Source organism: Streptomyces sp. NPDC093071 (assembly GCF_044754545.1).
Lineage (GTDB): Bacteria > Actinomycetota > Actinomycetes > Streptomycetales > Streptomycetaceae > Streptomyces.
Genome location: NZ_JBIVPH010000007.1, coordinates 110,405 through 122,456 on the forward strand (window position 1 = coordinate 110,405; position 12,052 = coordinate 122,456).

The 12,052-nt window shown below is 75.0% G+C and carries 8 protein-coding genes; 1 reads left to right on the forward strand and 7 read right to left on the reverse strand.

Annotated elements, in window-relative coordinates; all coding sequences use genetic code 11:
* Positions 1 to 181 precede the first annotated feature (181 nt).
* The 6 genes from ACIQD7_RS25005 to ACIQD7_RS25030 form a co-directional block, all read right to left on the reverse strand.
* Positions 182 to 847 (reverse strand): hypothetical protein, encoded by a 666-nt coding sequence (locus tag ACIQD7_RS25005; RefSeq protein WP_402444364.1) that lies wholly within the window; start codon positions 845 to 847, stop codon positions 182 to 184.
* 79 nt (positions 848 to 926) lie between these two features.
* Positions 927 to 2,123: a nitric oxide synthase oxygenase gene (locus tag ACIQD7_RS25010; RefSeq protein WP_402444366.1), complete on the reverse strand. Its 1,197-nt coding sequence runs from the start codon at positions 2,121 to 2,123 to the stop codon at positions 927 to 929.
* A 107-nt stretch (positions 2,124 to 2,230) separates the two neighbouring features.
* On the reverse strand, positions 2,231 to 4,042 hold the full coding sequence (locus ACIQD7_RS25015) for a SpoIIE family protein phosphatase (protein WP_402444368.1): 1,812 nt from the start codon (positions 4,040 to 4,042) through the stop codon (positions 2,231 to 2,233).
* A gap of 165 nt (positions 4,043 to 4,207) precedes the next feature.
* Complete coding sequence (locus tag ACIQD7_RS25020) at positions 4,208 to 5,770, reverse strand: DUF4139 domain-containing protein (RefSeq protein ID WP_402444369.1); 1,563 nt, start codon at positions 5,768 to 5,770, stop codon at positions 4,208 to 4,210.
* Between the two features lie 8 nt (positions 5,771 to 5,778).
* Positions 5,779 to 7,899 carry a DUF4139 domain-containing protein gene (locus ACIQD7_RS25025; protein WP_402444371.1) on the reverse strand — a complete coding sequence of 707 codons (2,121 nt, stop codon included), beginning with the start codon at positions 7,897 to 7,899 and terminating at the stop codon, positions 5,779 to 5,781.
* An 80-nt stretch (positions 7,900 to 7,979) separates the two neighbouring features.
* Positions 7,980 to 10,208: an alpha-N-acetylglucosaminidase gene (locus ACIQD7_RS25030; RefSeq protein WP_402444373.1), complete on the reverse strand. Its 2,229-nt coding sequence runs from the start codon at positions 10,206 to 10,208 to the stop codon at positions 7,980 to 7,982.
* Positions 10,209 to 10,532: 324 nt separating this feature from the next.
* Between ACIQD7_RS25030 and ACIQD7_RS25035 the strand changes: the two genes are divergently transcribed.
* On the forward strand, positions 10,533 to 11,627 hold the full coding sequence (locus ACIQD7_RS25035; protein WP_402444375.1) for a chitinase: 1,095 nt from the start codon (positions 10,533 to 10,535) through the stop codon (positions 11,625 to 11,627).
* Positions 11,628 to 11,666: 39 nt separating this feature from the next.
* On the opposite strand, the gene crcB is transcribed toward ACIQD7_RS25035, so the two are convergent.
* Positions 11,667 to 12,044 (reverse strand): fluoride efflux transporter CrcB, encoded by a 378-nt coding sequence (gene crcB, locus ACIQD7_RS25040; protein WP_351972508.1) that lies wholly within the window; start codon positions 12,042 to 12,044, stop codon positions 11,667 to 11,669.
* Positions 12,045 to 12,052: the final 8 nt, after the last annotated feature.

A 12,052-nucleotide genomic window follows, 5' to 3' on the forward strand; every position in this document is an offset into this window, starting at 1 on the left:
GGAAGGGAGTCGCAACGACGGCACTATAGAGGCGTTGTTGATCAGTTAGGAACTGGCTTGATCGGATCGGTACCCAGATAAAGGTTCAACTGCCCCATTTATGCAATCAAGAGTGATCGAATTTACTCAGGGTTCATCGAAGGGCCGGACCGCGTCCGCTCCCTGTCGGGCCATCAGGCCGTCAGCCGCCGAGGTACTCGACGTGCAGACTGCCGGGCACGTGCCGACGCGTCCGCTCCCGGCCCCACGGGCCCGGAACGAACTCCACGCAGAAGTGCCCCGACTCCGGGTGGCGCCGCGCGTGGGAAGGAGCCCGCTCGACGAACCGGCGCAGTGCGGCGCCCTCTTCGCGGAACGCGAGGGAGCTACCGACGACGAACAGGGTGTGCGCGGCGATGTCGAAGGCGAGGTGGTCGCGGTACGTCCGGTGGCGCCGCCGCTCGTGGTCGACGGAGCCCTCGTCCGGGAGGTCGTCGTCCGGCAGGGACACGGTGCCGGGCACGCCCGCACCGAGCCGCGCCCTGACCCCCTTCCACGCCGAGGTCGGAAACTGCAGGCTGTGATGGACCAGCACCAGGTCGAGGGCGACCGGTTCGACCTCGCCGGCGCCGTCGTGGGGCGCCGGATTGCCCCGGAGGGGCAGGTACACCAGCGACCTGGCGGACCGGGCGGCCAGCGCCCACAGGGCGGCGAGCCGCTCGGCGCCGTCCCGGTCCGCGTACATCGACAGCCAGTGCCCGTCGTCGCGCAGCGCCGGCCCCGTCGCGTCCGGCCCGGGGTCCGACCGCACCACCCGGACCTCGCGCCCGTCCAGACCGACCCTGTGCACCCGCACCCGCTGTTCCACGTCTCCCCTTCACCCGCCGTCGCCGCACCTTAGACGGAGCCGCCGGGCCGCGGCCTCCGATTTACGGCCGGCGCCCGGCCTACCGCTCGCGCGCCACGAACGCGGGCCGCAGCGAGTCGTCCACCGGGTCGTAGTAGCGGTGGAACACCGGGGTGGCCGAGCCGGAGACGGGCGGGACGATCCAGCTCCAGTCGGCGGGGGTCGGCCTGCCGTGCCGGGTCTCCCGGTCGATGTGCCGGAGGAACCGCTCGGACTCGGTGTGGTGGTCCGCCATCGTCACCCCGGCCTCCTCGAAGGAGTGCAGCACCGCCACGTTCAGCTCGACCAGCGCCCGGTCCCGCCACAGCGTCCGCTCCGACGAGCGGTCGAGGCCCAGGCGTTCGGCGACCACCGGCAGCAGGTCGTAGCGGTCGGTGTCGGCGAGGTTCCGGGCGCCGATCTCCACCCCCATGTACCAGCCGTTGAACGGCGCCGCCGGATAGCGCACCCCGCCGATCTCCAGCGGCATGTCGCTGATCGCCGGCACCGCGTACCAGCGCAGGCCCAGTTCCGCGAACCACGGGTGGTCCGGATGCCGCAGCGGCACCTCCATGACGCACCCGTCCGGCAGCTCGTACCACTCCGGCCGCGCGTCCGGGCGCTCCCGCACCATCAACGGCAGTATCTGGAAGGGGTCGTCGGTCCGCTTCCACCCCAGCTCGCGGGCGCGCGCGGTCGGCTCCGCGCCGCGCGGATCGCCGACCCAGCTCCCCTCCGGGGTGCGGTGCCCCGCGTAGCGCACCAGCTGGTCGTTGACGATCCGGGGCCCGGGGCGGCCGGGCCGGTCCGGCGCGAAGACAGAGATCACCGGACGGATCCGCCCGTCGTTGCCGGCCAGCCGCAGGTGCTCGAAGCAGGCGTCGGCGACCCCGTCGGCCGAGGCGACGTGCCGCAGGTCGCGCACCACGAGGCTGCGCCAGTAGAGCCTGCCGATGCAGCGGGCCGCGTTGCGCCACGCGACCCGGGCGCCGAAGGCCAGCTCGTCCGGGGTGTGTTCGTAGGTGCCGGTCCGGTCGATCTCGGCGAGGACCTCGCGGACCCGGCGCTCCGCGTCACCCGCCCGCGGCTCCTCCTGGTGGAACTGCCGGACGAAGCTCTCCGCCTCCCGCCGGTCGGTGACGTGCGGCGGCGCCTCCGGCGCTCGCGGGGGCCCTTCCGGGCCGGGGACGGTGTCGGACGTGAACGGACAGACGCCGACGGGTGCCGGCTTCCGCCGGCGTCGCAGACTGAAGACCAAGGTGTTCCCTCCTGGCCTCCATGACTACCCCATGTGTTCGCGCGTGTGTGGAGAGTATGCGTACTTCGTACGGGAACGGCGCCGCGCTGGTACTCTGCCCTGTTCTGCTACGACTCCTGGGCGACCGGCACGTTCTGCTCCGCCCAGACCACCTTGCCGGTGACGGTGCGACAGGAACCCCAGCGGCGACAGAGCATGTTGATGAGCTGGAGCCCCCGCCCGCCCTCGTCGCTGAGGTCCGCGTGCTGGATCTGCGGCAGGTCGGGACCCGTGTCCGAGACCTCCACGACCAGCCGCTCGCCGCGCCACAGCCGCAGCTCGCCCGGCCCGTTGCCGTACCGCAGCGCGTTGCCCACGAGCTCGGAGACCACCAGCTCGCAGACGTCCGCGAGCTCGTCCAGGCCCCACGCGGCGAGCTGGCCGGTGACCAGGTTCCGGGCGACGGAGGCCGCCCGCCCGTCCTTCGGCAGCTCCCACACCCGCAGGTCGTCGCGCGGGGACGGGGAGTCCGTCGCGACCAGCAGCACCGCCTCGTCGAACCGCTCGGCCCCGGCCGGGGCGCGCTCCACCAGACCGCCCGCCTCCAGGGCCCCCGGAGTGAGGCCGAGCGCGGCCGACCGCAGCCGGTCCAGCTGCTCGTCCAGGTCCTCGGTCCGGGTCTTGATGAGCCCGTCCGTGTACATCACCAGATGACCGCCGTCGGGCACCTTCAGCCGGATCGGGTCGTACGGGATCACGCCCGCCCCCAGGGGCGCGCCCGCCGGCACGTCCACGAAGTCGGCCGCACCCCGCCCGTCGAGCAGCAGCGGCGGCAGGTGCCCGGCGCTGGCCAGCGTGTAGCTGGAGTCCGCCGGGTCGTAGACCGCGCACAGACACGTGGCGACCTGCTCGTCTTCCAGGTCTCGGGTGGCCAGGTCGAGCCGCGCCAGGACCCGCTCCGGGGCCATGTCCAGGGTCATCAGGGTGCGGGCGACGGCCCGCAGCCGGCCCATCGTGGCGGCGGCGGGCAGCCCGTGCCCCATCACGTCCCCCACCACCAGGGCCGTCCGCCCGCCGGGCAGCGCCATCACGTCGTACCAGTCGCCGCCCACCCCGTGGCCGGCCGTCGAGGGCGCGTACTCCGAGTGCAGCCGCAGCCCCGGCGTCACCGGGGTCGCGCGCGGCAGCAGACTGCGCTGCAACGAGACCACGTGCTCGCGCTCGCGCCCGTAGAGCCGCGCGTTGTCGATGAAGACGGCGGCCTTCGAGGCGAGTTGCTCCGCCAGGGCCAGGTCGGTGGAGGAGAACGGCGGCGTCCCGCGCCCGCGCACGAAGTCGGCGCTCCCGAGCAGCAGTCCGCGGGCGATCAGCGGCACGGCCAGATAGCTGTGCACCCCGGCGGCGCGCATCTGCGCCGCCGCGCTCGCCGTCGGCGCGACGCGGGAGAAGTCGTCTCCCCGCATCCGGCTCAGCAGGACCGGCTTGCCCTGCCGCAGGCAGTACCGGTGCAGCAGCGTCTCGTGCCGCTCCTCGGTCTGGACGTAGGTCTCGCCCACCGGGGTCGGCTCCAGGGAGGAGAGCTCCTCGATGGCGCACAGCGCCGTGGCCCGCAGCAGCGGGATGCCCTCCCCCGTCCACCGGGCCCCCTCCTCGCCGCGCAGGACGCTCTCCAGGACGTCCACGGCGGCGCCGTCGGCGAACCGGGGCACCGTGAACTCCGCCAGTTCCTGCGCGGTGCGCTCCAGATCCAGGGTCGTGCCGATCCTGGAGGTGGCGGAATTCAGCCACGCCAACTGACTGCGGGTGGTGAACCGGTCGGGCGGCAGCAGACCCCTGCTCCTGCGGAACCGCGCGCCCGCGCCGGCCGGGTGGTGGGCCGACGGATTGCTCCCGGCCGAGGCGCGGCTGGTCAGGCGCCGCCTGTCGCTCCCGCCGTTCACTCTTTCGGCCTCCAGACAGGGTGTGACGCCATCTGCTGCACAGTCTGCACCGGAAGAGGCCGCAGTGCATCAGGCATGAGGAAGCAACCTGCGCAAGTACGTCCACGGCCACGAGGAGTCACCCCGGGGCGACCCTCCGCGACACGGGGCCGGCGCCGCCCGCCCTCAGAGCCCCACGACCTTCGCGGCCGCCGACACCTCGTACACCAGGGTGACCGTCCGGCGGCCGCCCGGGGGCAGCGGGACGTCCCAGCGGACGACGCCCTCCGCGTCCACCGAGGCCGGTGCCGGGGAGCAGGACTCCTCGCGCAGCCGCACCTCCACCGCCGAGACCTCGGAGACGGGAATCCGCTCCCGCAGGGCCACCACCCGCTCGCCCTCCTCGCCCGGGGCGGAGAACCGCGACAGGTGCAGCCGGACCGTGTGGGTGACCACGGTCCGCTGGGTGAGCCCCGTGGTGTCGTGGGACTCCTCGGCGTACCGGACGACCCGGATGTCGTCCCGGCTGCCGTAGGCGAGTTCCGCCGGGGCGCCGGGGGCGGTGAAGTCCAGCGTGCCGCGACCGGTGAAGCCGCTGCCGCGCACCAGGTCCACCGGCCCCGCCAGCAGGGCGTGACCGGACCGGTTGTCGAACCGCACCACCTGGGTGACCAGCGGGGACAGTTCGGGGGAGCAGGCGTACTCGCCGCCCGCGTCCGTCGTGAAGACGGAGAGCGACACCCGGTGCGCGCGCCCGTCGCCGCGCACGGAGACCGCCGAGGGGGCGTTCAGGACGCGCGCCTCGCCGCCGTCGTCGACCCCCGGCAGGCCGAGCACCGGCGCCGGCCCGAGGTCCCCGATCGCCTCCTCGCGCACCTCGACGTCGACCGTGCGCCGCTCGGCGGCGGAGCGGTCCCTGAGCGTCAGCCGGTCCTCGACCAGGCCCGGCGGTTCGGTGGCGAGCGCCGAGCGGGCCGTCGACAGCGTCAGCCGCACGTCCGACCAGTCCTCGCCGGTGCGCTGCCAGACCACCGCCTCGGTCTCTAGGGTCAGGGAGCCGCCGTCGAGCACGGCCCGGTAGGCGGGCCGCCACAGCGCGCACGGGGTGAGGTGACCGAGCCGCAGCCGGGCGGGCCCGGCCTCCGCGGCCTCCACGGTCAGCTCCACGTGGGCGACCAGCTCGGCGGGCTCCTCCTCGGCCTCGGCCATGGCCCGCAAGGTCGTGTCGTACTCGGTTTCGAGCGAGGTCAGCCGGACGCCGACGGCTCGGAGCCGCTCGGCGTACGTGTCGCGCTCGGCGTCCACGCGGTCCAGCTCCCGGCCCCAGCGCTCGCCCTCGCTCTCCCCGGAGCCGACGCCCTCGCGGATCTCCCGCAGCAGGTCGGCGGCGAGCCGGCCGAGCAGGTCGAGCCGGGCGAGCAGCCGGTCGCGCTCCCGCTCCACGGCATCCCGCTCCCGGTCCAGGGCGTGCAGGCGCAGCCGGAGGGGGGAGTCGTCGCCGGGGGAGGGGACCGGGCCGCGCGGCGTCCAGGTGCGGACGATCCGCGTGCCGAGCACGGTCGCCGGGCGGTCGGAGGTCAGCTCGGCGTGGAGGGTGCGGTCGACGGCCAGTGCGCCGATCGGGCCGAGGCGCAGGCGCTGGACGCCGGCCGCCAGGTCGAGATCGGCGGTCCGCTCGACGTGGGCGCGGTCCTCCAGACAGGTGACGGCGGTGACGGGAAGGGCGATCGGTCGGGGTTCCGTGGTCATGGTGGGGGTCAGCTCCTGCGGTTGCCGTCGACCAGGGCCTTGCCGGCCGGGATGCGGATCTCGTAGCCGCCTTCGAGGACGGCGGTGCCCCCGGCGGGGAGTTCGACCCGCCGGACGCGGGTGCCCGGCGCGTGCTCCTCGGGTCCGTCCCCGGGCACCGCCCAGCCGGCCCGCTCCTCGATCCGCACGTCGGACTCGGAGGTGACCGGCACCCGCTCGCGGACCTCCACGACGGCGGGCCCGGCGAGGCGGTTCACCAGCTCCACGCGCACCTGGTGGTCGAGCACGGTGACGTTGTTGCGCAGGCCCGCGGTCGACTCCCGTAGATGGCTGCCGCGCTTCACCCGGATCGCCTCGGCCGGGCCCAGGCCCAGCCACCGCACCCCGCCCGGGGCGAGCGTCGGGAGCGCGGCCGTCAGCAGGAACTCGTCGTCGACGGTGACCTCCACCGGGCCGGCCAGGAGGGCCTGGCCGGTGGCGTTGGAGACCACGAGCGTCGCGTACACGGTCTCCTCCACGGACGGCACGCAGAGGTACTCGGTGCGCAGGCCGACCGGGATCTCGCCGACCGTGACGGTGTGCCAGGTACCGTCCGACGGGACGTCGGCGCGGGCGGCGGCGTCGAAGCGGTGGTCGAACGACCCCGCCGACTCGCGGGGGCGCACGGCGTGCCGGGGCAGCGGCAGCGCGGCCACCCCCTCGGCACGGCGGCGGTACTCGGTCGCCACCGCGTCGAAGGAGGAGTCGGGGAACAGCCGTCCCCGGCGCGCCCCCCGGTCGTCGGGGCCGGACAGGACGAGGGAGGCGTAGTCCAGCTCGTCGCCGCTCGGCCTCGGCGGACCGGACGGCAGCGGCGGCGGGGCGGGCGCGGTTGCGGGTGCGCCGGGGGCCGCGGGCGCCATGGCACGCCGGGCGGACCCCGGCGCGGACCCCGGTGCGCCGCCGTAGGCCTGGGGGGCCGGTCCCGGCGCCCCGCCGTAGCCCTGCGGCGCCGCTCCCGGAGCCCCGCCGTGGGCCTCGGGGGCGAAGCCGTACGCGGCGCCGGGCGGCGGGGGCGCGCCGGTGAGGGCCGGCGGCCCGGCGAAGGCCGGGGGCGCGGGAGCCGGGGGCGGCGGCGGGACCGGACCGGCCGCGACCGGCACGGCCGCGGAGCCCGCCACGGCACCGCCGGGCAGGGAGGAGGCCGGGACGGGCCGGGGCCCGGCCGCCTCGTACCCGGCGAAGAGGTCGTCGAGGCCCGCCGGGGGCTCGCGCCAGCCGGACGGCGCGGGGGCCGCCTGCCGGCGCCCGATCCGTACCGAACGCAGCCGGGGCAGGTCGGTGCGGCGCCGCAGGTCGGCGGTGGCCAGGGCGAGGCGCACCCCGGTCCAGTCCTCGCCGGTGCGCTGGGCGACCGAGGCGCGCAGCACGAGCTGTCCTCCGTCGTCGCCCCGGCGGTGCGAGAGGCGGTAGGCCGGTACCCAGACGGCGCCCGGCACCCCGTACTCCAGCTCCAGTTCCACTTCCGCCGGAGCCTCTCCGCCGGCCGCGCCGTCGAGGGTCAGGAGGGCGGAGACGGTGGTCTCGACGTGCGACGAGGGGGCGTCGGTGGAGGCCCGGGCGAGCCGGTCGGCGGCGACGGAGAGCGCGTGCTCGGCGCGGCGCAGCTCCTCCTCGACCTCCCCGAGCCCCGCGTGCAGACGGGCCAGCCGCTCGTCGACGAAGTCGGCGAGGTCCAGCCAGGCGTCGACCGCGGTCCGGCGGTGCGGGTCCTCGCGCTTGCGGGCCGGAGGGACCGGGTGCAGCCCCTTGACCTCCTCGATCAGGGTCCGCTGCCGGTCCCGGCGCGCCTCGACCGCCGCGTGCGCGTCACGCAGCCGTTCGACCTCGCGCCGCAGTTCGTCGGGCGCGTCGCCGTCGAGCGGCGCGGCCGCGACCGTCACCCGGGCCTCGGTGACCCGGACGCCGGCGGGACCCAGGATCCGGGCCCGCAGCGAGCCCGGATCCAGGGTGCGGGGCAGTCCCGCGACCCGCACCCGGCCGTCCGGGGGCACGGTGCCCCGGGCCAGCCGGCGGCAGACCGCGCCCTGCGCGTACACCACGACCGAATCGAGGGTCGACCCCCACCTCCGGGCCGTCTCCTCCGACATGCGCCTCGCCCCCTGCCCCGTCCGTCGTACGGGTCGAAGCCTACGCGGACGGGCCGCGATCCGGTGCCGGGAGGAGTCCTTCAGGCCGTGGACGCCGCCGCCAGGGCCGCCCGCACCTCCTCCGCGAGCGCGTAGGGGTCGCCGGTCGGCTCGGTCGGGTAGCTCCGGTGCTCCCGGGCCCAGGCGTCGTCCCGCGCGAACCAGTCGACGGCGACCGGCGCGGTGCCGGTGACCAGGGCGGTGTCCAGACCCGCGAAGTACGCGGCCCAGCGCGGCGCGTAGACGTCCCGGACGAGCCCGTCCCACTCGCGGTTGGCGTAGTCCCGCAGCCCCGTCTCGCTCGGCCCCCGGTCGGCCCAGGTGGTCAGGATCGAGCGGGCGTCGTACTCCAGGCGGTCGCGCTCGGCCGGGTCGGAGCCCCAGGCGCGGGCGTCCTCCAGCCACGGGCCGAGGAGGAACCGCCGGTCGGAGCCGACCAGCCGCCCGAGCAGCTCCGTGTCCGCGTTCCACTCGCGCACCAGCGTCCGGAACCGCTCCAGGTCCTTCGTCTCGTACGCGCTCCTGATCCGGGGCAGCAGCACCCGGGCGCGGTTGGTGAGCGCCTGGCGCGCCACGTCCACGAGGTCGTACCGGTAGGCGTCCGTGGTCCGCAGCGCGGGCGCGACCCGCAGCAGCTCCGACAGCGCCCGCTCCACGGTGGCCGCGTCGTACCGCGAGAAGGCCGGGCTCCAGCGGGCGGTCCTGGTCGCCGTGAGGCTCGGCCGCGCGGTGAAGAGGCCGTCCTGCGGCTCGCTCCACGTCCCCGGCGCCATGCCGTACGGGCCCAGGCGCAACTGCTCCCAGGCGGCGGCCGCGTGCGGGTCGGCCCCGCCGTAGCGCCGGTCCGCGTACGCGGCGAACCAGGCCCGCTGGTCGACGGGGCCCGGCTCCCAGGCGAGTTCGGTGAACAGGTCGAACCCGGCGGGGTTCCCGCCGGTGGCCTCCGGCAGGTAGGCGATGCCGCGCAGCGCGGAGTCGGGCCTGGTCAGCCACGCGTGGAAGCGCTCGCCCCAGACGCCGGCGTTGGCACCGATGCTGGTGTGACCGCCGAAGTTGGCGATCGAGCCGAAGGCGTAGGGCGTGCCGCCCCACTCGGCCTCGCGGTCGAGGCCGTCGTAGCGGTCGGAGAGGCCGTCGACGATCAGGACCCGGTCGCGGTCCACCCCGCTCAGGAACGCGGCGGTCGGGTTCTTCTGCCAGCCGAGCATGACCCAGGTGGCGCCGGGGCGCGCGGTCTCCAGGGCCCGCTGGACGGCCCCGGCGGCCGCGCCGACGTCGACCGGGCCGGGGGTGCCGCCCTCGTGCAGCAGGTCCATCTTGAACATGGCGCTGTTGCCGAACCGCTCCCGCTGGACCCGGTAGTAGGCGGCGGCGAGCCGGTCGAAGACCGGGCCGGTCGGGTCCAGCCAGTCGGGCCGGTCGAACCCGACCCACTTGCCCTGCGGGACGGTGACCGCCCCCGGGTTCCGCGCGGCGAACCCCGGCGGCACGGTGCCGAAGAAGCCGGGGAGCACGGGGGTCATCCCGAGCGAGCGCAGCTGCCGTGCGATCCGGCCGCCGAGCGCGGCGCGGTCCTCGATCAGCCGCTCGGAGACCGGGCCCGCGAAGCCCGACATGTTCTGCAGCAGCCACCAGGCCTGGTGGGCGGGGGCGGGGATCCAGCGCCGCAGCTCGGCGGCGTCGTAGCCGAACTCCTGGAGCGCCCGGTGGTACGGGTACTCGGCCCCCGTGGGCACGAAGACCTCGTTCACGCCGTGCAGCGCCATCAGGTCGATGTCGCGGCGGTACGCGTCGAAGTCCCGGTAGGCGCCCGAGTAGCCCTCGTCGGTGTCGTTCAGGGCGTAGCGGTGGGGCACGTTCGCCGACCGGGTCAGGGTCCCGGGGACCCCGGGGAGCACGGCGGGCAGCCGGCCGAGGCTGTCGCCGGGCCATCCGATGTCGACCCCGGCGACCCGCTCCAGGTACCAGCCCGCCCCGGCGAGCAGCGTGGCCGGCGAGGTGCCCCGCACCTGGATCCGGCCCGCCCCGCCGGAGACCGCGAACCAGTCGCCGGACTCCGGCCGCTCGACGGGCACCAGGACGAACTGCTGGGCCCGCGAGGACAGCAGGCGCTCCAGACTCGCCCGCGCGGGCGCCGTGTCGAAGGCGGGCGCGGCGGCGGACACGGCCCCGCCCCCGGGGGAGAGCGCGCCGGGCGCGACCGCCGTCGCGACGACGAGCGCCACGAGGAGGAGGACGTGACGGCAGCGGAGCATCAGGCGACGGCCCATCTGGTTCCCTTGGTTTTCCCTGCTCGAAAGAGCCCGGCGGATCGTCCGCCCACTGTCCTACGCCCCCTCGCCCGAAGGGCGCAGGTGGAGCGGTGACCTGCGACGTCTCATCCTTGCGGGTGTACGCCTCGCGGGCGCGCGCCCTCCCTGTGGACCCACCCGGCCGGAACTCCGAGGCGGCCGGCCCCGTGTCCTCCGATGCGGGGGTGAACGCCAATTCCCTTATGTGCGGCAGTGGTTGACGAATGGTCTGGACCAACCTACGGTCTGCTGGAGCGCGCGCCATTCCCCAGGACCCATCCCCCCACGTCCCAAGGAGCACGCATGTCAGGCTCTCGGATCACCCGCGTCCTCGGAGCGGGCCTCGCCGCCCTGCTCGCGGCCGCCGGCCTCGCCGCACCCGCCGCCGCCGAAGGCGCGAAGCCCGTACGCACCGCCGTGTCCGCCGCGGACGCCGCCGCCGACACCTGCGCCCTCAAGCCGAAGCCCGCCGGAAAGGTCCTCCAGGGGTACTGGGAGAACTGGGACGGCGCGGCCAACGGCGTCCACCCGCCCTTCGGCTGGGCCCCCATCGACGACCCGCGCTTCGCCGCCCACGGCTACAACGTCATCAACGCCGCCTTCCCCGTGATCCGTTCGGACGGGACGGTCCTGTGGGAGGACGGCATGGACAGCACCGTCCGCGTCGCCACCCCCGCCGAGATGTGTCGCGCCAAGGCGGCCGGGGCGACGATCCTGATGTCGATCGGCGGTGCCACGGCGGGCATCGACCTGAACTCCACCGCCGTCGCCGACCGCTTCGTCGACACCATCGTGCCCATCCTGAAGAAGTACAACTTCGACGGCATCGACATCGACATCGAGACCGGCCTGGTCGGCAGCGGCTCCATCGCCACCCTCTCCACCTCCCAGGCCAACCTGATCCGCATCATCGACGGCGTCCTCGCCCGGATGCCCGCCGGCTTCGGCCTGACGATGGCCCCGGAGACCGCGTACGTCACCGGCGGCAGCGTGGTCTACGGCTCGATCTGGGGCGCGTACCTGCCGGTCATCAAGAAGTACGCGGACAACGGGCGCCTGTGGTGGCTCAACATGCAGTACTACAACGGCAGCATGTACGGCTGCGCGGGCGACTCCTACTCCGCCGGCACCGTCGCCGGGTTCGTCGCGCAGACCGACTGCCTGAACAAGGGCCTGGTCATCCAGGGCACCACGATCAAGGTCCCGTACGACAAGCAGGTCCCCGGCCTGCCCGCCCAGCCCGGCGCGGGCGGCGGCCACATGGCCCCGTCGGCCGTGGCCCAGGCCTGGAACCACTACAAGGGCGCCCTCAAAGGCCTGATGACCTGGTCGGCGAACTGGGACGGCTCGAAGGGCTGGACCTTCGGCGACAACGTCAAGGCGCTCCAGGGCCGCTAGGAGGCGCCCCCTTCTCCTGGTCCGGTCCCGGCGGCCGGGTCAGGGGAAGAGGACCCGGGCGAGGGCGAGGCCGACGAAGACCGCGCCGAGCCCGGCGACGACGGAGACGACGACGTTCGCCACGGCGAAGAACCGCGCGCCGGTCTCCGCGAGCCGCAGCGTCTCGTAGGAGAACGTTGAGTACGTCGTCAGCGCGCCGCACAACCCGGTTCCAAGCAGCAGTTGCACGGTGTGCCCGGCCGCCCCCGACAGCGCGGCGCCCGTGAGCAGGCCGAGGACCAGGGAGCCCACGACGTTCACGGTGAAGGTGCCCCACGGGAAGACGGTGTCGTGGCGGGCCTGGACGGCGCGGTCGGTCAGATAGCGCAGGGGCGCGCCGACGGCGCCGCCGGCGGCCACCAGGAGGAAGTCGTTCACCGCGGGCC